We start from the raw sequence: 21,007 nt of genomic DNA, 5'->3' as shown, positions 1-21,007 counted from the left end.
ACGGCCAGAGCGAGGAGTGCTGCGGCAGTCGTGCCGATCGCAGTCAGCCACTCCGCGGGAGTAGTGGCTTTTGTAGCAGGTGCCCATTCCCTGGCATACACATGGACGCAGCATGAACCAGGTTCCGGAGCGCCTTGTCGCTCAGCGCCAGAACGCTCCCGCGTCGACGGGCGAGCCCGATAAGACACCAACCATGTGCCGAATGTGCCAGAAGTAGTTCGACCATGTCTGAGCTGCGAAGAAAAGTCGGCCACTCCGGATAACCCTCACACCCAGCGCCAGCGCTACCCGTTGATGTCACATCAGCATCCTCGTTGCGTAGGACACACACCACCTGGGCTTGGAGAACAGGAAGGAACTTGGCTGGATTGCTGCGCACCGCCCGCGGGTTAACGAGGAGTGATTGACTGCGTACACCCGGGTGTGGTGATATTCCAGCGAACGGTTAGTTGCCCTCGCCACGCAGTGGGCCGCAGTGCCAGCAGTGAGGCAGGCGCAAGACAGGCCAGCCGGGAACTGCTGCCCGCCACACCCGAATCACTCAGCTACCGCTCCGAAAGTCGAAGTCAACGCCGACATGAAACAGCACCATTTTCTGTGCTCGCGAGACAGAAGTTTCGCTGACATGTGGTACGGAGACCGACGAAAGAAGGTAGAAAGACGTGAAAAGAACTCTGCTTGCTGGCGTTGTCGCGGCGGCATGCGTGACGGCGACCACGATTGTTTCGGGAGCGACGCAGGCCAGCGCCAATCCCAACGACTGCCCCAACGGTTACGTATGCGTTTGGGGTGACAGCAATTACGAAGGGCGTTTCCTCTTCGTACCTGGAACCAACCGTTCCAACGTCGGAAATCACTTGAACGATCTGACCACGTCCCTCTGGAACCGCACTGGTTCCCGGGTCTGTTTCTACGACCACGCAGACTACCGTGGGTCCGTTCTGGCGATAGTGAGTCCAGGCGAGTCGCGAGGCAACATCGGATCGACAGCCAACGACAGAATCTCCTCCTGGCGAGCCTGCTAGGCCCCAACAGTAAAGCCGGCCCACCTGGGTTCGGCTGATGATCGGAATTCCGCCGCCTGCTTTCATGAAAACTGCTTTCATGAAAACTGAAGCTACGGCGAGCGGAAGCAGGCCGAGCGGAGATCTAGCCGGTTGTCCGCTCGGCCTGCCCACGACTTCCTGACGCACCCCCGCACCGGACCGCACTACGCCACCCCGCGCACCTTGTGCCGCTGCGGAGAGCACACCCTGCGGCGCCGCGGAGCTGGCGCCACCCACGCCCACCCCCGTCCGTGTGCCGGGGCCGTTGCCGGACAGCTCGGACAGGCGTGGCGCATCGCATCGGACGGCGGGATCAGGGGGTCAGGGCGCGCCGCCGGGACTGTGTGTGATACGCGCCGGTGAACAGCCCGGCCATGCGTTTCAGCTGCTCCAGGACCCCGATGCGCTGCCCTTGGAGCAGTTGCAGCGCGGGGAACCGGCCGGGTTCGAAGAGGAGGATGTTCAGTGACCCGCCGTACTTGAAGTTCCCGATCCTCTCTCCCTTCTCCACCGGGATCGGAATCCCGTGCGGGGCCTTGAACTTGTCCAGGAAGTTCACGGAGGCGATCGAGTTGAGGCCGACGGGCACCAGTCCGACGTACCCTTCGCCATCCGGTTCTCCCGAGGAATCCAGGTACTCCGTCTTGATGATGACGCATCCCCGGCGGAAGTTGTCGAACATCTGGTAGTCGTAGCCGTAGCCGACGTTCCCCTTGTTCAGCAGTTCGGGGAAGTCCCGCATCCCGTAGTAGACACCGCTGATGTCATCGCGGGCTTCTACCACCTCACCTCCTACCGGGCTGTGATACCAGTGGTAGCTGTCCGGCATCAGGATGCACGACACCGCCGTGCCGCCGATGAAGTTGTCGGCGTATCCGGAATCGTAGAGCAATTGCCTGACGTTCATGGTCACCGTTTTGACCGGGATCGGAGTGGTCTCGGTCAGCTCATCAACGATCATGTTGATGACGCAGTCGGCCGGGGCGACCACCACACTGCCGTCGTCCTCGGCGTCGATCGGCCGCCTCCCCTCCTTGATCTCCCGGACGAAGAACTCATTGAAGTTCGGCCAGTCCTCGATCTTGTAGTCGGCCATACGCTTCGGTCCGAGCTCGTCGACCCATTTCTTGATAAGTTTCTTCGAGTCCGACGCGTCCATTTGCAGACCTTGCAGGTGTGTGAAGTCGGCAGTCATCTTGTACCCCGGGCCACACGTGACAAAGACCATGCCGTAGTCGTTCTCGTAGTTGATCCAGCTGAACTTCTCGATGTAGTCCAGCCCGTTATAGACCCCCGACTGCCATGCGTACCATTCCTTGAAGAAGTCGCACAGGAACTGGATGTCCTTGTTCTTCCAGTCGCAGCGCACGTTATCCGGCGTGTCAGCGGGGTAGGGCACCACGTTTTTGACCGCCGCGTCGTACATGGTCTTGAAACCCGCATGGTCGGTTTCATACCATCTTTTGATTCTCCCGAGAAACTCTTCGAGGTCCTTGGAATACCACCCGATGTCCTGCGTCACGTTCCTGTCGCCTTCCACGTGAGGGATGTTGCTCCCGCCATCCCTCACCAGGCGCAGTGGGTCTGGAGTCATTCGTCTCTTGGTGTTGCTCCGATGCGGTGGAAAACCATTCGCTTGGAGGCGCTGGTCCCCGCAAGGGCGACTTCACCGTGCCGAGCACACGCCCGGCTGGCCCGTCGCCAGCCTTCCGTGCGCAGGCGCGAGGACCGTGCGACCGGTATCCCAGTGCGGGCTCGGGGCCTGCCGTGGGCTGGTGACACGATCCTCGCGCCGTTCACGTTCGTCGTTCGCGCGGTTCGCGCACTGGGTCAGCCCATGTGGACGGGGGCAGCGCCTTCGGTGTGCTGCTGCTTCTTCGCATTGATGGCCAGGACCGTGACGACCAGGCCGGCCACGAACATGACACCGGCGGCGGCGAAAGCCATGGTGTAGCCGTGAGTCAGGGCCTCCGAGGCGCGCGCTATGAGGCCGGCGTCCCCGGTGGCCAGGCCCCCGTAGAGGGCTTTGGCCGCGTGGGGCAGCTCATCGTTGGCTGCCGAGGTGGAGATCGTGGACAGGACCGCCAGACCCAGCGCTCCGCCGATCTGCTGAGCGGTGTTCAGCAACGCTGAGGCGATGCCGGTCTCCTGGTGACGGACCCCACTGACCGCGCCCAGGGTCATCGGCACGAAGCTCATGCCCAGGCCGAGGGCGGTGGCGAACATGGCCGGCATCAGGTGCCCGGCGTAGGAGGAGTCCGGCTCCAGTGTGGCGAACCAGAACATGCCCGCGGCCGCCAAAGCCAGTCCAGGGCCCGCGATGACTCGGGGCGCGATGTGGGTCACCAGCTTGGAGCTGATGGCGGCAGCGATGCCCATGCCAATACTGAAGGGCAGGTAGGCGAGGCCGGTCTTGACCGGGCTGTAGTGCAGGATCAGCTGCATGTAGAGGGTGAGGAAGTAGAAGGTGGCCATCATGCCGGAGCCGATGAACAGCATGGTGGCGTAACTGCCCCACCGGTTGCGGTCCTTGAGCAGCCCGAGCGGCAGCATGGGGTGCGTCGTGCGGGTCTGGACGAGCAGAAACGCGACCAGCAGGACGGCCGCGGTGGCGAAGGAGGCCAGGGTGAAGCTGTCGGTCCAGCCGTGTTCGCCGCCGCGCGTGATGCCGTAGACCAGGGCTATCAGCCCGCCGGTGCCGGTGATCGCGCCGGGGATGTCCAGGCGGCCGGGGTGACGCTCGGCCTCGACAAGGGTCCGGGTTCCGACCAGGACGGCCAGGCCGATGGGAATGTTGACGAAGAACACCCAGCGCCAGTCCAGGGCGTCGGTGAGCAGACCGCCCAGCAGCAGGCCCACCGTGGCGCCGATCCCGGCCATGGCCGCGTAGACGCCCATCGCCTTGTTACGCGGCTTGCCCTCCGGGAACGTCGTGGCGATCAGGGACAGGGCGCTGGGCGCGGCGATGGCCGCGCCGACGCCCTGCAGGATGCGCGCACCGATCAGCAGGCCCTCGTTCGGGGCCAGTCCGCCCAGCAGTGAGGCCAGTGTGAACAGGGCGATGCCCACCTGGAACATCCGCCGCCGCCCGAACAGGTCACCGGCCCGGCCACCGAGCAGCAGCAGCCCGCCGAAGGCGAGGGCGTAGGAGTTGACGATCCATGCCAGGTTCGCGTCGGACACGCTCAGGGCGGTCTGGATGCTCGGCAGGGCGATGTTCGTGATGGTGCCGTCGAGGACCACCATCAGCTGAGCCGCTGCGATCACGAACAAGGCCAGACCGAGATGTCGGCTCTTGGGTGACGCGCCGGATGTGTCCGGCGCTGGGGCAGTCGCCGTCGTGGCCTCAACAGGCATCGAAGAACTCCAGGGAGTGGTTTGGATCATCATTCGCCGGACCACGGAAAAGACGTTTCAGGGTCGGCTCCACCTACCGGAGGTGAAGCGAGGGTGAACCACTGAAAGGAGCGGTAGGCCGGCCTGCAATCCGAGCGCAGCGCACCAGTACGGCACACGTACTGAACTCGGGACGGAAGAAAACCGTACCATCCGATCGCCCCGATTGCGGAATCCCTGGATATGGTCGCCCGCACGCTTGACATTCCCGCCAGAGGTGTGTGCACAGGTCTGCGGAAACACCCTGGAAAGGATTTGCGTTCCCGGTGAAAGTATGGACAAGACGGAGGAGGCATTTCATTGCCCAGACTTTTCCGGGAAATGCAAATCTGACACTGGGCGTGTCACTCAGACCGGCCGCGCACGCACGAACGAGTCCCTTCACATGCCGCTGTGCCCAAGCGCCTGGCGGCCGTGCGGGGCGGCGCTGGTGACGCGGAGCGCCGGGTTTGCGAGCCCCACCGCGACCTCGCGCAGCGGTCCCGGCAAGACGGGAGCGCTGCCGGCGAGCGTTGAGACGCCGACCGGAATATGGGCGACAGAATGAGACCGAGCAGGGGCCAGGCCACGGCGATCCCCGTTGCTTACGTCATACACCTACCGCGGACACACATGCCCGGCCATTACGTCGTTACGGCCTTCGCAGGCAGGCCGCTTATGCCCCGGGGATGGTCCGAGCCGTTAGGCCAGGTGAAACAGGCGCGACTTACGACGGCGCTGATTGCTTTACGGAAGACCGGCCCCGCCTTGGCCCGACCCGGCCCTACCTCGGCTCGGCCAATGAGCGGCAACAGTCCGGTTCGCGGGCCGTCCACCCTGGTCCGATGCGCAGGGTTCGCCGGATTCCCTCAGGCGCCGGTGAGGGGGCGTCCATGCGTTCGCTGGCCACCCCACCGGTGGCGGCGCCGGCCCATCGCGGACCGTGGACGCGCATGGCGCCGACGGCACCAGAACGGCTGAGGTGCCGGGAGCTGTACGTGCGGCTGCGGGGGCACTGCGGCACGTACAGCGGGTAGGTGCCGGGGTAGCTCACCGCCCACCGTGTGCCCGCGCCGAAGAGTCCCGTCCAGCTAGACGGTCATCCGAGGACGAGCGGGAGTTGCCCGGCCAGCTCGCCCAGTTCGGCCTTCTCCGCGTCGGTCGGGGCACGCCGTCCGGTGCCGACCAGCAGCGCGTCCTTGTCGGAGAACGACGCGGGGAATCCGGTCCCGGCGATCTTCTCCAGCATCTCGCGGGACCGGGCAAGCCCCTCCGCGGGCGGTTCCGCCGCGTCCGGGAGGTGCGACGTCCCAGTACGTCACCGCGTCGCGGGTCGGTTCCGTTTCGGCGGGGGTCACGAGGGTGATCAGGACGTCCTGAGCGTCGATGACCAGATGACACACCAGGTCCCGCACGAGCCAGCCGGTACAGCCGGACGGCTGTGCGAAGTCCTCGTCCGGGAGCTCGGCGACCGCCGTGCGCAACGCCGTCCAAGAGCGTGAGAAGAGATCCACATCGGCAAGGTAATGCGGTGCCGCAATGGCGGACAACCGCATTTCGGCGGTCCGCTCGCGCGCCCGGACAGTCGGTTTCGCGTACCCAGACGGTCGGTTCGTGTCAGAGGCGGAGGAGGAAACGGGGGAGGAGGAGGTGGGTGAGGAGGTGCTGTCTGCGGCGTCGTCGGCCTGGTCGGCCTGGTCGGCCCGGCGTATGGCGAAGCGAGAGAATCGGCTCGGCGTGCTCGGCGTGCTCGGCGTGCTCGACGTGCTCGACGTGCTCGACGTGGGAGACGTGGGAGACGTGGGAGACGTGGGAGACGTGGGAGACGTGGGAGACGTGGGAGACGTGGGAGACGTGGGAGAAGCGGAGGTGCGTCTCGGCCCCGGCGTGGTCGCGGCTCATGTCTTCTCTATGTCCGGCACCGATGAGATCGTTGCACCGGCCGCCAGAAGTTTCTCCGCCAGCACGCGACAGCGCTTCCCGAGCCCGGGAGGGTCGAGTACCTCGAAGTCGTGCCCCAGCAGGAGCACGTGCATGAGCACGAAGTCGAGGTTGCCGGCGCCACTGAGCACCTCGCAGAGCTCGCTCCCCCGCCGTCGTACGACGGCCGCCGACGCCGGGATCTGCGCGCGCACCGTGTCGGCAGACGCGTGCACGAGGAAGTGCGCCTGGTGGGCGTAGACCCGGCTCGCCACGCCCTCTTGTACGTACGTCGCCGCGTCGGGCGCCGCGCGCGGGCGGAAACGCCAGGTCCGTGCGGACACCTCGGTCATCCGGTCGACGCGGAAGTTGCGCCAGTCGTCGCGATCGAGGTCGTAGGCGAGGAGGTACCAGCGCCGGTCGGAGGCGACCAGGCGGTAGGGCTCGACCCGCCGCCGTACCCCGCTCCCTGGGGGCACCTGCCGGTCGACGTCTCGGGGAGCGTAGTCGAAGCCGGCCTCGACCTCGTCGCGGCAGGCTCTGGCCAGCGTCATGAGCACTTCGGGGTCGACCGGGGTACGGCCGCCGCCGAAGAACTCCACCGAGCCGGAGAGGGCGCGCACCTCGTGCCGCAACCGGATGGGCAGCACCTGGTCGAGCTTGGTCAGCGCCCGGAGTGCGGCGTCGCCGGCGCTGGCGACCGCGCCGCCCGCGCCGGCGAGCAGCGAGACCGCGGTCGCGATCGCCTCCTCGTCGTCGAGAAGCAACGGCGGCAGGTCCTGCCCCGGGCCGAGCTGGTAGCCGCCGCCGACACCCTGGCTGGCATGCACCGGATAGCCGAGCGTGCGCAGCCGCTCGACGTCGCGCCGTACCGTGCGCGGTGTGACCCCGAGCCGGTCTGCGAGCTCGGGGCCGGTCCAGATCTGGCGCTGCTGCAGCAGCCCGAGCAGGGTGAGCACCCGCTCCGTCGTACCCCGCTCGGCACCGATTGCCTCATCCATGTCGCCCACCCTGCCAGAAATAGCGGACCGATCCTGTCCGCTAGGGGTGCCAGGGTGGCTCCATGGACGCAGACGAACTCGACTGGAACCGGACGCTGCGCGAGCAGTGGGAGTTCCACTGGAACCATCAGCTCCGAGCCCGACTCGACGGCCTCACCGACGACGAGTACTTCTGGTCGCCGGTGCCGGACGCCTGGAGCGTGCGGCCGCGCGGCAGCTCGACGGTGCCCGGGCGGTTCGGTGCCGGGGACTTCACGGTGGACTACACCTTCCCGGAGCCGGTCCCCGCCGCCTTCACCACGATCGCCTGGCGGCTCGCTCACGTCATCGTCGGCGTGCTCGCCACGCGTAACGCGGCGCACTTCGGCGCGCCGGCGGCGTCGTACGAGACGTGGGAGTACACCGGCAGCGCGGCCACCGCACTCGACCAGCTCAACGCCCAGCTCGACGCCTGGCTGGCCGGGGTGCGCGGCCTCAGCGACGCTGAACTCCGGGCCCCGGTCGGCGCGACGGAGCCCTTCCCCGAGGTGTCCATGGCCGAACTGGTGCTGCACATCCACCGCGAGCTGATCCACCACTTGTCCGAGGTCTGCCTGCTGCGCGACCTCTACGCGCACAGGAAACCCGCTACGAACGGAGCAATCCGATGAGCCGCCACATCCAGGTCACCTTCGACGCCCACGACCCGCGGGCGCTGTCGTCCTTCTGGCGCGACGTACTGGGCTACGTCCACCCTGGTCCGCCCGGAGTCGACCTGCCCGAGGGCGCCGACCCATCCCCAAGTTCTCGGCTTCGCTCGAACAGGGCAGACCCCTTTGCCGCGTGGGACGACTTTTTGGCGCGAATCGGCGTACCGGAGGAGCAGCGCAACACGAAGTCGGCCATCGAGGACCCGGACGGGCACGGCCCACGCCTGTTCTTCCAGCAGGTGCCGGAGGACAAGGTCGCCAAGAACCGCGTCCACCTCGACGTCCGCGCGGCTCCCGGACTGGAGGGAGAGGAGCGGATGGCGGCCCTGGAGACCGAGTGCGACCGGCTTCTCGCGCTGGGAGCGACGCGGGTACGTCGCGATGAGCCCGCTCCCCCGATGAGCGCCGGCTACATCGTGATGGCCGACCCTGAGGGCAACGAGTTCTGCCTGGACTGACGCGGCTCCGCTGTGGTCGCGGAAAGCCGCGGCCGGTCGCAGCCGGTCGCGCGGCCGAGGCAGCCGGCTGCGACGCGGTGCTCCAGCAGGGGGGGCGGGCGCGAGGCCCTGAACCGCTCGGTGGCCTGCCGGAGGCGGCGTAAGGATCAACGGAGGACGCCGCCCTCGTCAGGCGTCAGCGTCAGGCGTCAGGCGTCAGGCGTGGAGCATCACGCGGACGAGGATCGCGGGCAGCCCCCTTCAGACAGCTTCGCTTCCCGATCGGGCGGCTTCGTCGTCGGCTCGGCCCAGCAGCATGCGTTGCATCCCCGAGGCGGCGGACAGCAAAGGCTCGCGCCAGCGTTCCACCCGTTGGGGAGCCCGCGCGGAGACGCCCAGGGCCGCGACCGCGTAGCCGTTCCCGCCGAGTACCGGCGCGGCGATGGACGTCACCTCCCAGCTGCCGGGCTCGGGCAGTACGGCGCATCCCTGGCGCCGTACTTTGCGCAGCGTTTCGTCCAGCGTCCCGGCAGTTGCGCGGCCCGCGTGCCGGTGGTGCTCGTTCTCCCGGTAGGCCAGCAGCGCGAGGCCCGCGGCCGACTGGTCCATGGGCTGCCGCATGGGAGGGCGCGGGCCCCTCTCGCCCCTGGGCAGGGACGGCGACACGAACCGCTCCACGTACACCGCGTCACCGTCGTCCGCGACCGCCACGAACACATCGGCCCGCGTCGCCTGGTACAAAGCGTGCAGGTAAGGGAGCGCGACCTCCCGCAGCCGCGTGCGGGCGGCGGTCAGGCTTCCCAGCTCCCAGATGCGCAGCCCTATGCGGTAGCGGCCGTCGGACCCGCGTTCCACGGCTCGCCATTTCTCCAGTTCGGACAGCAGCCGGTGGACCGTGGCGATGGGAATCCCGGCCCGGCGCGCGATCTCCGTAAGGGACAGATTCTGATGCCACGCATCGAACGTCCCCAGTACCGCCAGCACCCGACTGGTGACCGACTCTCCGACCTGTTGAGCATTGCCCGCCATCCCCCTGGCCTTTCTCCCGAGCATCTGGACGCTCAGGGGCGGGTGCGGTTCGCACAGCCGAGCCCCCGTCAAAGCCGATACGTCCACGAGGGAACAGCCCCCTGGGAGCGAACGTAAGAGGCGTCGGCGCGCGTTGGCCACCGTCATTGAACGGATGCGTTTCGGCTTCCTCTCGCGCCTCCCATTCGTTCGGCCCGGTGCGGTCGGTACTCGTACCGCTCTGAACGATGTGCGTTCCCTCCCGTCACCGCTCCGCGTCCTGTGAGGCGGCGCCTGTCCTCACGGGCGACGTGAGGGTGCGGCATGCAAGGCGTCCGGCGGGAGGCGGCGCCCGCTCAGTGGAACCGCGCGAACCGGGTTTTCGATGAGTGGAAGTCCCCGGCCGGAAGGCCTGCCGCCGTTGCTGATGATGTCCGGGTCCTGTCAGGCCCGTAGGTGGAGGTGCGCCCTGTGGCAACCGATGTGGTGGAGGCGGCGCGGCTGCTGCTCGACGCGGAGGATTCCGCGACCGCGCTGGCGCCGCTGACCGCGAAATGGCCGGAGTTGGACGTGGAGTCGGCGTATCTGGTGCAGGACGCGGCGCTGCGGGTGCGGCTGGCTCGCGGAGAGCGGCTGGTGGGGGTGAAGCTCGGATTGACCTCCCGGGCCAAGCAGCGGCGGATGGGGGTGTCGGAGCCGCTGGTCGCCTGGCTCACCGATCGGATGGTGCGGCCGAGCGGCGCGGCCGTCCCCGTAGGGGGGTTGATCCATCCCCGCGTGGAGCCGGAGATCGCGTACGAGATGGCGGCGCCCCTGGACGGGACGGCGGACGAGGCGCGTGCCCGGCGGGCGATCGGCGGGGTACGGGCCGGTCTGGAGGTCATCGACAGCCGGTTCCTCGACTACCGGTTCACGCTCCCGGACGTGGTCGCGGACAACGGGTCCAGCGCCTTCTACGCCCTCGGTGACGGGGGCGGTGAGCCGGACGCCAGTCGCGACCTGCGGGAGGAGAGCTGCCGGATCGAGGTCGACGGCGGTGTGGCGGGCAGCGGGGCCGGGGCCGATGTGCTCGGCGATCCGGTGCGCGCGCTGGTGTTCGCCGCGCGGGTGCTGGCCCGCCGCGGGCTGCGGATCGAGCCGGGATGGACGGTGCTGACCGGCGGTGTGACCGACGCCGCGCCCTTCGCGGCCGGTTCGACGGCCACCGCGGTCTTCTCCTCGCTCGGGTCGGTCTCGCTGACCGCCACGGGAGATCGCTCATGAGCGGGGAGCTCTTCGGGCACGTCATCGACGGGAAGGAAACCGAGGCGAGCGACGGGCGGCGCTTCGACTCGGTCGATCCGTGGCGGTGCGCCGCCTGGGCGGACGTGGCGGAGGGCGGGCGCGAGGACGCGGACCGGGCCGTGTCCGCGGCCAGGCAGGCCTTCGACTCCGGGGAGTGGCCGCGCATGGGCCACGCGGTCCGGGGCCGGATACTGCACCGGTTGGCCGACCTGATCGAGGAGCGCGCCGGAGAACTGGCGGCCGCCGACAGCCGGGACATGGGACGGCCCCTGGCGCAGGCGCGGTCCAAGGACGTGCCACGAGCCGCGGCCAACTTCCGGTTCTTCGCTGACCACGCGCGGCTGACGGCCTCCGAGGCACTGCCGGCCGACAACGGGACGCACATCTACACCCGGTACGAGCCAGCGGGCGTGGTCGCGGCCGTCGCGCCGTGGAACTTCCCGCTGATGCTGGAGAGTTGGAAGGTCGCACCGGCGCTCGCGTACGGCAACACCGTGGTCCTCAAGCCCGCCGAGCAGAGCCCCGCCTCCGCGACCGTACTCGCCCGGCTCGCCCTGGAGGCGGGGATGCCGCCGGGGGTGCTCAACGTGCTGCATGGGCACGGGCCCGCGGGGGCCGGGGAGTTCCTGGTGTCGCACCCGGGCGTCGACCGGATCACCTTCACCGGCGAGTCCGCCACCGGGCGCGCCATCGCCCGGGCGGCCGCGGACCGGTTGACGCCGCTCAGCCTGGAGCTCGGCGGCAAGGCCGCGAACCTGGTCTTCGCCGACTGCGACCTGGACCGGGCGGTGTCCTGGTCGGTGTCCGCCGCCTACATGAACGCCGGGCAGGTGTGTCTGGCGGGCAGCCGGATCTACGTGCAACGCGCGGTTCACGAGGAGTTCCTGGCACGATTCGCCGCTGCCGCGGATGCGCTGCGCGTGGGCGACCCGGCGCAGGCCGACACCGACATCGGGCCCCTCGCGTCGGCGGAGCACCAGACGAAGGTACGAGGATTCCTGGGCCGCCTCGACGGAGGCCCCGAGGGGCGGCTCCTGGTGGGCGGCCCCGACCCGGACGACGCACGGCTGATCCGGCCGGCCGTGGTCGTTGACGCCGCCGCCGAAGCCGCCGTCCTCCAGCGGGAGATCTTCGGTCCGGTGGCCGTGGTCACCCCCTTCGACACGGAGGAAGAGGCCATTCGCCTGGCGAACACCACCCCGTACGGGCTCAACGCCATGGTGTTCACCGAGGACCTGCGGCGGGCCCACCGGACGGCGGCGGCGCTGCGCGGCGGAACCGTCTGGGTGAACTGCTACTTCATACGGGACCTGCGCGCGCCGTTCGGTGGCGTCGGGGAGTCCGGCATCGGGCGTGAAGGGGGCGCCCACAGCCGGGAGTTCTTCACCGAGCCGAAGGCCGTGGTGATGGACATCGACGGGACGGTCAGCCCGGCGGCGACGGGGGCGGCGCGATGAGCGCGGCGCGGCGGTACGAGGCCGGCGCCCTGGACAGCTACGCGTTGCAGCGAGCCGTCTTCGACCGGATACGGCGGGGAGCGTCGGCTGTGGTCCCGCCCGACCTGCCGGAGTCCGATACGGCGCTGCTCCAGGCCGGGGATCTGCGCGGACTGGCGGACCGGGGTGTGCACCCGGTGCTCATCAACGCGCTCGCGCGCTCGCTGGGCATCACCCGCGACGGCTACCGGCGGATGCTGGCCACGGGCCGCCACGGGAGCTCCGCGCGGGGCGCACAGGGGGTGACGCCATGGCGCGCGTCGTAGCGGCGTTCGCCGCCTCCCACGCGCCGATGATGCTGGCGGCCGCCGACTCCGCGCCGCGCGGGCAGGCCGAGCGGTTCACCGGGGCGCTGGAGCGGGCCGCCTGGCGGGCGCGCGAGGCGGGGGCGGAGGCCGTGGTGATGCTCTCCAACGAGCACTTCACCAACTTCTTCCTGGAGAACTTCCCCCAGTGCTGCATCGGCCTGTCCGAGCAGCACTCCGGCCCCGCCGAGCCGTGGCTGCCGATCCCGCGGGGGGAGGTGCCCGGACACGGTGCCCTGGCCCGCTCCGTGGCCGACGGGCTGCTCGGGCAGGGCTGGATGACCTCCTTCTCGGAGCGCCTCGACCTTGACCACGGCGTCATGACGATCTACCACGCTCTCGCTCCGACGGGTGAGCTGCCGCTCGTGCCGGTCCTGCAGAACTGCGCGGTCGCGCCGATGCTGCCCCTGCGTGCCTGGTACGACTTCGGGCGTGCGCTGGGCCTCGCCATCGAGAACTGCGCGGCCGTCGACCGGGTGGCCGTGGTGGCCGCCGGGGGGCTGTCGCACTGGATCGGCACCGAGCGCACCGGGGACATCGACGAGGGCTTCGACCGCTGGTTCCTGGAACGGCTGGAACGCGGCGCCCTGGACGAGGTGTGGAGCCTGCGCGACGCCGAGCTGGAGCAGGCGGGCAACGGGGCGCACGAGATCCGCAGCTGGCTCGCGCTGGCGGGCGCGGTGGCCGGTCCGGTCACGGTGACGGCGTACGAGCCGATCCACGCGTGGGTGACCGGGATGGCGGTCGCCGAGTGGAGTGTGGCGCCGGCGCCGGAGGCCGGACGGTGAGCGGCGCGGGCCGGGCGGTGCGCGCCGAGAACCCTACCGCGCGCGGCCACTACGACATCCACTCCCACGCCATGCCGCTGCCCATCCTGCGCTTCCTGGCCGACCGGCGCCTCGCCGACCTCTCCCGGCTGGCCTCCGGCGTGGTCCAGTTGGACCGCCGGGTGTCCGGGCTGGGGCAAGATGACGTACCCGTCCCCTGCCCGCCGGAGCAGTACGACGTGGCGGCGCGGTTGGCCCGTATGGACGAGGCAGGCGTGCACCGACAGGCGGTCTCGCTGCCGCCGTTCCTGACCTGCTCGACGGCCCTGCACGAGGTGTTCGTACGGGAGATCATCGCCGAGGGGAACGACGCGCTGGCCGGATTCTGTGCGTCGGCCCCGGAGCGGCTGACACCTTTGGGGACGGTGCCGATCGGGTCCAGGGCCGCGGCCACCGAGGCGGATCGGTGTCTGCGGGAGCTGGGCATGCCGGGCCTGGCGTGCGGCACCCGGGGGCTCGGCCGCGAGTGCGACGACCCGGTCAACGACCGTCTGTGGGAACTGCTCGGGCGGACCAGGGTCTTCACCCTGCTGCATCCGTCCACCGCCCCGGCACTGGAGCGGCTGGACCGCTACTGGCTGCCGCAACTGGTGGGCTATCCGATGGAGACGGCACTGGCCGTGTCCCGCCTGCTGCTGGGCGGCACCCTGGAGCGCCACGAGCCCGTGCTGTGCCTGGCGCACGGAGGGGGCTGTCTGCCCGCACTGCGCGGCCGACTCGACCTGGGCTGGCGCACCAAGCCCGCGGCGCGCCGCACCCTGCGGCCGCCGAGCTGGACACTCGACCGCCTCTACTACGACACCGCTGTGTTCTCCTCCGCCCAACTGGCCGCCCTGGTCGCCGAGGTGGGCGCCGGGCAGGTGCTGCTCGGCACCGACGCGCCGTTCGACCTCAGCGACCGGGAACCGATGCGCACGGTCGCCGCGCTGGGCTTGGGCCCCGACGAGTCCGCCCTGATCCTCCACCGCAACGCGACCCGGCTGCTGCGTCCGCAGCGGCCGGACGCCCCTCCGCACCCCAACACCCACAAGGAGTCACCCGTGACCAGCCGTACCGCCGCCGGACGCCCCGCCTTCGACCTGATCCGGGGCCACGTCCTGACCTCGACCTTCGCCGCGCTCGACATGACCGGCTCCCTCACCCGGCTCGCCGAGCGGGGACTGACCGCGGCGGAGGCCGGCGCGAACCGGTTCCTGTCCGAGGGACTGTTCCGCTACCTGTCGCAGCGCGGTGTGCTGCGTCTGGACGGCGACCGCTATCACCTGACCGAGCTGGGCCGGAGCCTGTACGAGGACCGGGGCTATCTGGTGTGGCTGGCGGGCGGCTACAGCGAGCCCCTGCGCCGCTTCGGCGACCTGCTGACCAACGCGGCCACCTACCGCGAGGAGGTGCTGCGGGACGGCAAGTGGGTGGCGGTCGGCTCGGCGCTGCTCGGCAAGCAGGACGTGCAGCCCGAGGTGGTCAAGCTGCTCAGCGGGCTGGAGTTCGACCGGGTCGCCGACATCGGCTGCGGGAACGCGCACTTCCTGATCACGCTGCACGACCAGCTCGGCTGCCGGGGACTGGGCGTGGACATCAGCCCGGAGGCGGTGGCCGAGGCCCGGCGCGAGATCGAGGCGGCGGGCAAGGGCGCGGTCATCGACGTCATCGAGGCCGACGGCAGCGACGTCGCGTCGATCCGGGGGCTGGAGGACGTCCAGCTGGCGGTCACCTTCTTCTTCCTGCACGAGGTCTACGAGAAGGGCTTCGACGCGCTCGTGGCCTACCTGCGGGAGCTGACCGACCGCCTGCCCGTGGGCGCCCATGTGCTGGCGGCCGAGGTCACCGCCGCGCCCAGCTCCAAGGCCACCGACGACGTCTTCGGCCCCGAGTTCGCCCTGGTGCACGCCGTGATGGGCCAGTACCTGCTGGACGAGGGCGGCTGGAGCCGGGCCTTCACCGAGGCGGGCCTGACGGTGAAGGGCCTGGTCCGCCCGGCCATGCCCGACGGCCTCCTGATCCTCGCGCAGAAGAGGACCTGACCCGAAGTGGCCAGCACCGAGGTGCGAAGTGCGCCGTCCGAGGGGCGGCGCACGCGGGTCGGGTCCGTCCTCAGCGCGATGACACTGCGCTCCGCCGAGCTTGAGGACAGAGTGCGGGCGGCTGCCGCCGCCGGATTCGACGGGATCGGACTGCGGGTCGACGACTACGTCCGGGCCCGCTCCCGGGGCTGGTCCGACGAGACCGTACGGGAGCTGCTGACTCGTCACCGGCTCCAGGTGTGCGAAGTGGAGCTGCTGCGCTCATGGGCCAGGCCGGGCAGCGTGGCGGCGCGGGAAGAGGAGGACACGGTCTTCCACATGGCCGAAGCGTTCGGCGCCCGCGCCGTCAACGCCGGTCTGCCCGACACGGAGGCCGAGGAGGTGGACCTGGCACCCGAGTACGCCCGCCTGTGCCGACGGGCCGAGGAGTCGGAGCTGGTCGTACCGCTGGAGTTCATGCCGTACGGGGGTGTCCCCTCCCTGCGCCGGGCACTGGAGATCGTCGAACGCTCCGACCGGCCCAACGGCGGGCTGCTGATCGACACCTGGCACTGCGAGCGGACAGGAGTCGGGGCCGAGGACATCGCGGCGCTGGCCACCGACGCGGTGCTCTCCGTGCAGATCTGCGACACGCGTCCCGATCCCCACCCGGACCCACGCCACGAGGCCAGGCACCTGCGGCTGCTGCCGGGCGAGGGGACCGCCGACATCCACGGCGTCCTGAGGGCGCTGCTGCTCTCGCGGCGGGTGACGTCGATCGCCGTCGAGGTGATGTCCGACGAACTGGACGCCATGGACTGCGCGGTAGTGGCACGCCTGGCGCGGGCGTCCCTGAGCAGGGCGCTGGCCGGGGGTGGTTGGGCGGTCTAGCGGGGTACGCCGTCTGCCGCAGGTTCCGCTGTACGGTCCGTACAGCGGAACCCTCGTGCGTACAGCGGACCCTCGTCAGGCCCAGTCGGGCTTGCCGGGGCGGGGCCTTCGGGGCTCACCGCCCGGGTGCCGGCTCCGGTCCGTCTTCCGGGGGCCGAGGGGCAGGAGGATGCGGGACTCCAGGCGTTCGTAGACGATGGAGGTACGGACGTCGGCGACTTCCCGCCGCTCCGTCAGCTCGTCGATGACGAAGTCGTACAGGTAGTCGGTGTCGGGCACCGCCATGTGGATCAGGAAGTCGTCGCTGCCGGTGGTCACGAATATGCCCACCACCTCCGGGCGCATCCGCACCCACTCGCGGAACCCCTCCAGGACCTTGCGGGACGGTGGCCGGATTCGCACGGAGATCAGGGCCTGGATCGGGCGGCCGATGGCTTCGAGGTCCACCTCGGCGGTGAAGCCCTTGAGGACCCCGCGGCGCTGGAGGGAGCGCAGGCGTTCCAGTGAGGTGGACGGCGCCACACCGGCGGTGGCGGCCAGGTCCCGATTGGTCTGGCGACCGTCCCGCTGTATCTCGCGCAGCAGCAGGCAGTCGAGGTCGTCCAGTTCCACCCGTTCCCCCCGGAACTCCACACAGCACGGCATCTCAGAGGCAGGATGCCCCAGCGTGGGATGAGTTCATATCTGTTTGTCAAGAGTGACCGGATTCAGGTCACGGTCGTGCGGCGGGGAGGACGCGCCGGATGCGGGCCCGTCGAAGACGCCCGGAGGATCGCTTGGCGTACTCACGGACGACCATCGCATCCAAAGCCACAGGCGGCGCGGGGCGCCGGGTGGCACGCTCACTGATACCAGCCCTACGAGCAGCAGGGCCATCCCTGTTCCGGCCAGTGCGGACAGCCGTTCGCCCAGCACCAGCAGACCGAGTACGGCGGCCACGAGCGGCTCCGCCAGGCTGAGCGTGCCCGCCGTGCCGGCGGTCACCCGGCGCAGCCCGTTCACGAAGAGCATGTACGCGGCGGCGGTGGCGGCCACCCCCAGCCAGACCAGGAGCAGCGGGCCGGAGCCGGTCGCGAGCCCGTCGCTGTCCCGTACGACGGCCGGCAGCAGGACGACGCCCCCGGCCAGCAGGGTCAAGGAGACGGCGGCCGGCATGTTGGCCCCGCGATCGGAGAGCCGCTTCGCGGCCACCGTGTACAGGCCGTAGCAGATACCGGAGACAACGCCGAGGACCACACCGGCGACGGCCACCTGTGAGCTGCCCGGACCGAGCAGCAGGGCGCATCCGACGATCGCCGAGGCGGTGCCGATCGTCCAGGCCGTAGTGATCCGTTCACCGGTGACCACCCGGGAGCAGAGCCCGGTGGCGACGGGGGCGACCCCGAGGGCCACGGCCGTGGCCAGGGCGGCACCGGTCCGGCTGACGGCGAACATGAATCCGGCTTGGTAGACGGCGGTCGCGAGGGCGGCGAGCGCGATCCACGGCCACACCGGCCGGGTCAGCAGCAACCGCAGCCCCGCGCTCCAGCCGGGCGTGAGCAGCGCCGCCAGGGCAAGCACCAGACCGCCGATGAGCAGCCGTAACGCCCCCAGGGCCACCGGGTCGGCGCCGGAATCGGCCCAGACCTGCGCGGGCCCGACAGTTCCCCAGAGACAGGCCGCGGCGAGGACGGGCAGAGTTCCCCCGTAGAGGCGAGCGCGAGCGTGAGATTCGGTCATGGACGGGGATGCTAGGTATCCATACCGCGGGCGTCCACGCGTACCGAACTTCGTTCGTCGGTCGGGGAGTTCGGCCGCCGAGCTTCGAATGGCGGGGCGCCGAGCGGGCCGTACGGGGCACTGAAGTACGGCTTGACGCACGCCTTGACGCACGGCCTGTCGCGCGCCCGGCGACGGCCCACCGCGTACGTGGCATCCGCGGCCCGCTGGGCGCCCCGCACGCGGCTCACCGGGTGCGGGGCAGCCAGCCCGGCCGGCGCCGCTCGTACGCTTCGATCGCCTCGTCGTGCAGGAGCGTGGCCCCGATCTCGTCGAGCCCGTTGAGGAGCCGGTACTTGTTGTACTCGTCCAGGGCGAAAGGGACGCGGACACCGACCGCGCCCGCCCGGCACTGTTCGAGGTCGACGGTGAAGACGGTGGTGGGGTCCGCTTCCACGAGCGCCCAGAACCGCTCGGTCGCCGCCTGCGTGATCCGGACCGGGAGCAGCCCGTTGCCGATGGCGTTGCCCCAGAAGATGTCGCTGAACGACGGTGCCAGGACGGCCCGGAACCCGTGATCCATCAGGGCCCATACGGCGTGCTCCCGGGAGGAGCCGATCCCGAAGCCCGCTCCGGCGATCAGCACGCTCCCCCGCGCGTACTCGGGCCGGGCCAGGAGATAGCCGGGGTCATCCCGCCACTCGGCGAAGAGCGCGTCGGCGTACCCGGTGCGCCCGATGCGTTTGCAGTACTCGCCCGGGATGATCTGGTCGGTGTCGACATTGGTACGGCGCAACGGCACCGCCGTCCCCTGGTGCACGGTGAACTTCCGCATCTCTTCCGCTCCTTGTCGCCGGTCCGCGGAACGACCGTAGAAACGGATCAGTGCGTACGGCGGAAGCTCTTGCACTGAGTGGAAACCCCACGCCACCGCCCCGATGCCGTGTGCTCGAATGCGGTGGCCGGGGGCGAGTCCCCCGTCCTCGTCTTCCCCTTTCCCTTTCCCTTTCCGGTCGACCGTGGAGCACCGACATGCCGCTGATCGAGGTGACCGTGGCCGAGGGCCGCCCCGCGGAGCAGTTGCGCGGGCTGATGGCCGCCGTGCACCGCGTGGTGCGCGACTCCCTGGGGGTGACGGACGGACAGATCCGGGTCCTGGTCCGTGAGGTCCCCGCGCGACTGTGGTCGGCGGGTGGTGTGACGCTCGCCGAGCGTGCCGCGTCAGGCCACACCACTGAGGAGCAGCCCACATCAGCAGTCGACCAGAAGGGTGGATGCCCCGCATGAGGGATGTCGCGATCCAGCAGCCCAGCGGTATGCCCGTCTCCCGTTACCGGGCTTATCCGCCGATCGACCTTCCGGACCGCAGCTGGCCGGACACCGTCATCACCCGGGCCCCGCAGTGGTGCTCGGTCGACCTGCGGGACGGCAACCAGGCATTGGCCGACCCGATGGACCCGGCACGCAAACTGCGCATGTTCCGCCTCCTGGTGGCCCTGGGCTACAAGGAGATCGAGATCGGCTACCCCACCGCGAGCCAGGCGGACTTCGATTTCGCCCGCACCCTCGTCGAGGAGGACCTGATCCCCGAGGACGTCATCGTCCAGGTGGTCACACCGTCGCGGGAGGACTTCATCGAGCGCACCTTCGAGGCCCTGGGCGGGGCACGGAACGCCGTCATCAACCTGTACAACTCGACCTCCACGCTCCAGCGCAGGGTCGTGTTCCAGCTCGACCGGGCCGGGGTGCGGGACCTGGCGGTGGCGGGCGCGCGGCAGTGTGTGAAGCAGGCCGACGCCATGCCGGGGACCGAGTTCACGTTCCAGTACTCGGTGGAGTCGTACACCGGCACCGAACTGGACTTCGCCCTGGAGATCTGCAACTCCGTCAACGAGGTCTGGCAGCCGGCGCCGGACCATCCCACCATCATGAACCTGCCCGCGACGGTGGAGACGTCCACGCCCAATGTGTACGCGGACTCGATCGAGTGGATGCACCGGAACCTCGACAACCGCGGGTCGGTGGTGCTGTCGCTGCATCCGCACAACGACCGGGGCACGGGCATCGCGGCGGCCGAACTGGGATACATGGCGGGAGCCGACCGCATCGAGGGCTGCCTCTTCGGCAACGGCGAGCGCACCGGCAACGTCTGCCTGGTGACCCTGGCACTGAACCTGCTCACCCAGGGCGTCGACCCGATGATCGACCTCTCCGACATCGACGCGGTCAAGCGGGAGGTGGAGGAGTGCAACCGGCTGCCGGTCCACCCGCGCCACCCCTACGGCGGGGAACTGGTGTACACCGCGTTCTCCGGGACCCACCAGGATGCCATCAAGAAGGGCATGGAGGCGCTCGCGCGCGACGCCCGCGCGGCGGGGGTCCCGCTCGGCGCGTACCCGTGGGCCGTGCCGTATCTGCCGCTGGACCCGAAGGACGTCGGGCGTACCTATGAAGCGGTGGTGCGGGTCAACTCCCAGTCCGGCAAGGCCGGACCGGCCTATGTGCTCCAGCAGATCCACGGTTTCGACCTGCCCCGCGGGTTGCAGATCGAGTTCGGGCGGCTGGTGCAGCGGCGGATCGACGAGGTGGGCGGTGAGGTCACCGCCGACAAGCTGCTGGAGCTGTTCGAGGAGGAGTACCTGACCCCGGTGCCCGCCGTCCGCCCCGAGCGGCCCGGGGTGCCCGTCACCGTGCTGGAGTCGCACACCCGGCCCCGGACGACCGGGACCGCCGAGCGGACCATCGCCTACGCCCGGTGCGAGGTCGAGGGCCGCGAACTGTGGAGCGTCGGCCTCGGAGACGGCCCCGAACAGGCCATGGCCGCCGCCCGCGAGCGGGCACTCGGCGTCGCGACCGGTGAGCGATGAGGGCACCCCCACAGAGTTCGTACCGGCCGTAGCGGACGACTCCCTTCGGCAAGGCGCGAGCAACCCAACCCCAACACCGACGACCCGAAAGGAAGGAGGAATGCCATGAGGATCGAGCCCGTGCACGAGGAGGGCCTCGTCAAGGAGTGGCACACCAACGTCA

Annotated in this window: 20 protein-coding genes; 11 read left to right on the top strand and 9 right to left on the bottom strand. The window is 69.7% G+C overall.

From position 1 onward, the window contains the following. Positions 1–662: 662 nt before the first annotated feature. The gene (locus AC5P1B_RS27230; RefSeq protein WP_493890428.1) at positions 663–1,025 is read left to right on the top strand and encodes a peptidase inhibitor family I36 protein; all 363 of its coding nucleotides are present in this window, start codon (positions 663–665) and stop codon (positions 1,023–1,025) included. A 334-nt stretch (positions 1,026–1,359) separates the two neighbouring features. Here the strand turns inward: AC5P1B_RS27230 and AC5P1B_RS27225 are convergent, their stop codons facing one another. The 5 genes from AC5P1B_RS27225 to AC5P1B_RS27205 all read right to left on the bottom strand — a co-directional run bounded on the left by AC5P1B_RS27225 (position 1,360) and on the right by AC5P1B_RS27205 (position 7,342). Beyond that, entirely contained in the window at positions 1,360–2,568 is a 1,209-nt protein-coding gene (locus tag AC5P1B_RS27225) for a phosphatidylserine decarboxylase (RefSeq protein WP_493890427.1), read from the bottom strand. Positions 2,569–2,876: 308 nt separating this feature from the next. After that, entirely contained in the window at positions 2,877–4,403 is a 1,527-nt protein-coding gene (locus AC5P1B_RS27220; protein ID WP_493890425.1) for an MFS transporter, read from the bottom strand. A gap of 1,109 nt (positions 4,404–5,512) precedes the next feature. Next, positions 5,513–5,977 (bottom strand): maleylpyruvate isomerase N-terminal domain-containing protein, encoded by a 465-nt coding sequence (locus AC5P1B_RS27215; RefSeq protein WP_493890424.1) that lies wholly within the window; start codon positions 5,975–5,977, stop codon positions 5,513–5,515. Positions 5,978–6,038: 61 nt separating this feature from the next. After that, positions 6,039–6,323: a hypothetical protein gene (locus tag AC5P1B_RS27210; RefSeq protein ID WP_493890422.1), complete on the bottom strand. Its 285-nt coding sequence runs from the start codon at positions 6,321–6,323 to the stop codon at positions 6,039–6,041. After that, positions 6,320–7,342 carry a helix-turn-helix transcriptional regulator gene (locus tag AC5P1B_RS27205; RefSeq protein WP_493890421.1) on the bottom strand — a complete coding sequence of 341 codons (1,023 nt, stop codon included), beginning with the start codon at positions 7,340–7,342 and terminating at the stop codon, positions 6,320–6,322. Before AC5P1B_RS27205 ends, AC5P1B_RS27210 begins: the two co-directional genes overlap by 4 nt. Positions 7,343–7,404: 62 nt before the next feature. Between AC5P1B_RS27205 and AC5P1B_RS27200 the strand changes: the two genes are divergently transcribed. Together AC5P1B_RS27200 and AC5P1B_RS27195 are read left to right on the top strand one after the other, a co-directional pair. Continuing rightward, on the top strand, positions 7,405–7,992 hold the full coding sequence (locus tag AC5P1B_RS27200; RefSeq protein ID WP_493890419.1) for a DinB family protein: 588 nt from the start codon (positions 7,405–7,407) through the stop codon (positions 7,990–7,992). Then, positions 7,989–8,489 (top strand): VOC family protein, encoded by a 501-nt coding sequence (locus AC5P1B_RS27195; protein WP_493890418.1) that lies wholly within the window; start codon positions 7,989–7,991, stop codon positions 8,487–8,489. The genes AC5P1B_RS27200 and AC5P1B_RS27195 overlap by 4 nt, the downstream gene beginning before the upstream one ends. Positions 8,490–8,729: 240 nt before the next feature. Here the strand turns inward: AC5P1B_RS27195 and AC5P1B_RS27190 are convergent, their stop codons facing one another. After that, complete coding sequence (locus AC5P1B_RS27190) at positions 8,730–9,497, bottom strand: IclR family transcriptional regulator (RefSeq protein WP_493890417.1); 768 nt, start codon at positions 9,495–9,497, stop codon at positions 8,730–8,732. A gap of 450 nt (positions 9,498–9,947) precedes the next feature. Between AC5P1B_RS27190 and AC5P1B_RS27185 the strand changes: the two genes are divergently transcribed. The 6 genes from AC5P1B_RS27185 to AC5P1B_RS27160 are packed head-to-tail and all read left to right on the top strand — an operon-like array spanning position 9,948 to position 16,279. Beyond that, complete coding sequence (locus tag AC5P1B_RS27185; protein ID WP_493890416.1) at positions 9,948–10,739, top strand: 2-keto-4-pentenoate hydratase; 792 nt, start codon at positions 9,948–9,950, stop codon at positions 10,737–10,739. Then, positions 10,736–12,217 (top strand): aldehyde dehydrogenase, encoded by a 1,482-nt coding sequence (locus tag AC5P1B_RS27180; RefSeq protein WP_493890414.1) that lies wholly within the window; start codon positions 10,736–10,738, stop codon positions 12,215–12,217. The genes AC5P1B_RS27185 and AC5P1B_RS27180 overlap by 4 nt, the downstream gene beginning before the upstream one ends. Next, positions 12,214–12,522: a hypothetical protein gene (locus AC5P1B_RS27175; RefSeq protein ID WP_493890413.1), complete on the top strand. Its 309-nt coding sequence runs from the start codon at positions 12,214–12,216 to the stop codon at positions 12,520–12,522. Before AC5P1B_RS27180 ends, AC5P1B_RS27175 begins: the two co-directional genes overlap by 4 nt. Next, positions 12,507–13,349 (top strand): DODA-type extradiol aromatic ring-opening family dioxygenase, encoded by an 843-nt coding sequence (locus AC5P1B_RS27170; RefSeq protein ID WP_493890412.1) that lies wholly within the window; start codon positions 12,507–12,509, stop codon positions 13,347–13,349. The genes AC5P1B_RS27175 and AC5P1B_RS27170 overlap by 16 nt, the downstream gene beginning before the upstream one ends. Beyond that, a complete protein-coding gene (locus AC5P1B_RS27165) occupies positions 13,346–15,409 on the top strand; it encodes an amidohydrolase family protein (RefSeq protein WP_493890411.1) in 2,064 nt (687 codons plus the stop codon). The genes AC5P1B_RS27170 and AC5P1B_RS27165 overlap by 4 nt, the downstream gene beginning before the upstream one ends. 6 nt (positions 15,410–15,415) lie before the next feature. Continuing rightward, a complete protein-coding gene (locus AC5P1B_RS27160; RefSeq protein ID WP_493890410.1) occupies positions 15,416–16,279 on the top strand; it encodes a sugar phosphate isomerase/epimerase family protein in 864 nt (287 codons plus the stop codon). Positions 16,280–16,354: 75 nt separating this feature from the next. Here AC5P1B_RS27160 and AC5P1B_RS27155 read toward each other — a convergent pair whose 3' ends face one another. The 3 genes from AC5P1B_RS27155 to leuD all read right to left on the bottom strand — a co-directional run bounded on the left by AC5P1B_RS27155 (position 16,355) and on the right by leuD (position 18,812). Continuing rightward, complete coding sequence (locus AC5P1B_RS27155) at positions 16,355–16,912, bottom strand: Lrp/AsnC family transcriptional regulator (RefSeq protein ID WP_493890409.1); 558 nt, start codon at positions 16,910–16,912, stop codon at positions 16,355–16,357. Between the two features lie 45 nt (positions 16,913–16,957). Next, positions 16,958–17,998, bottom strand: a complete 1,041-nt coding sequence (locus tag AC5P1B_RS27150) for a DMT family transporter (RefSeq protein ID WP_493890407.1) — start codon at positions 17,996–17,998, stop codon at positions 16,958–16,960. A 226-nt stretch (positions 17,999–18,224) separates the two neighbouring features. Then, positions 18,225–18,812: a 3-isopropylmalate dehydratase small subunit gene (leuD, locus tag AC5P1B_RS27145; RefSeq protein ID WP_493890406.1), complete on the bottom strand. Its 588-nt coding sequence runs from the start codon at positions 18,810–18,812 to the stop codon at positions 18,225–18,227. A gap of 197 nt (positions 18,813–19,009) precedes the next feature. Between leuD and AC5P1B_RS27140 the strand changes: the two genes are divergently transcribed. Both AC5P1B_RS27140 and leuA read left to right on the top strand, forming a co-directional pair. Further along, positions 19,010–19,264 carry a tautomerase family protein gene (locus AC5P1B_RS27140; protein ID WP_493890405.1) on the top strand — a complete coding sequence of 85 codons (255 nt, stop codon included), beginning with the start codon at positions 19,010–19,012 and terminating at the stop codon, positions 19,262–19,264. Next, a complete protein-coding gene (gene leuA, locus AC5P1B_RS27135; protein WP_493890403.1) occupies positions 19,261–20,844 on the top strand; it encodes a 2-isopropylmalate synthase in 1,584 nt (527 codons plus the stop codon). Before AC5P1B_RS27140 ends, leuA begins: the two co-directional genes overlap by 4 nt. The last annotated feature ends 163 nt before the right edge of the window (positions 20,845–21,007 follow it).

Source organism: Streptomyces sp. A01 (genome assembly GCF_059026195.1).
This window is presented reverse-complemented; position numbering and strand designations above follow the sequence as displayed.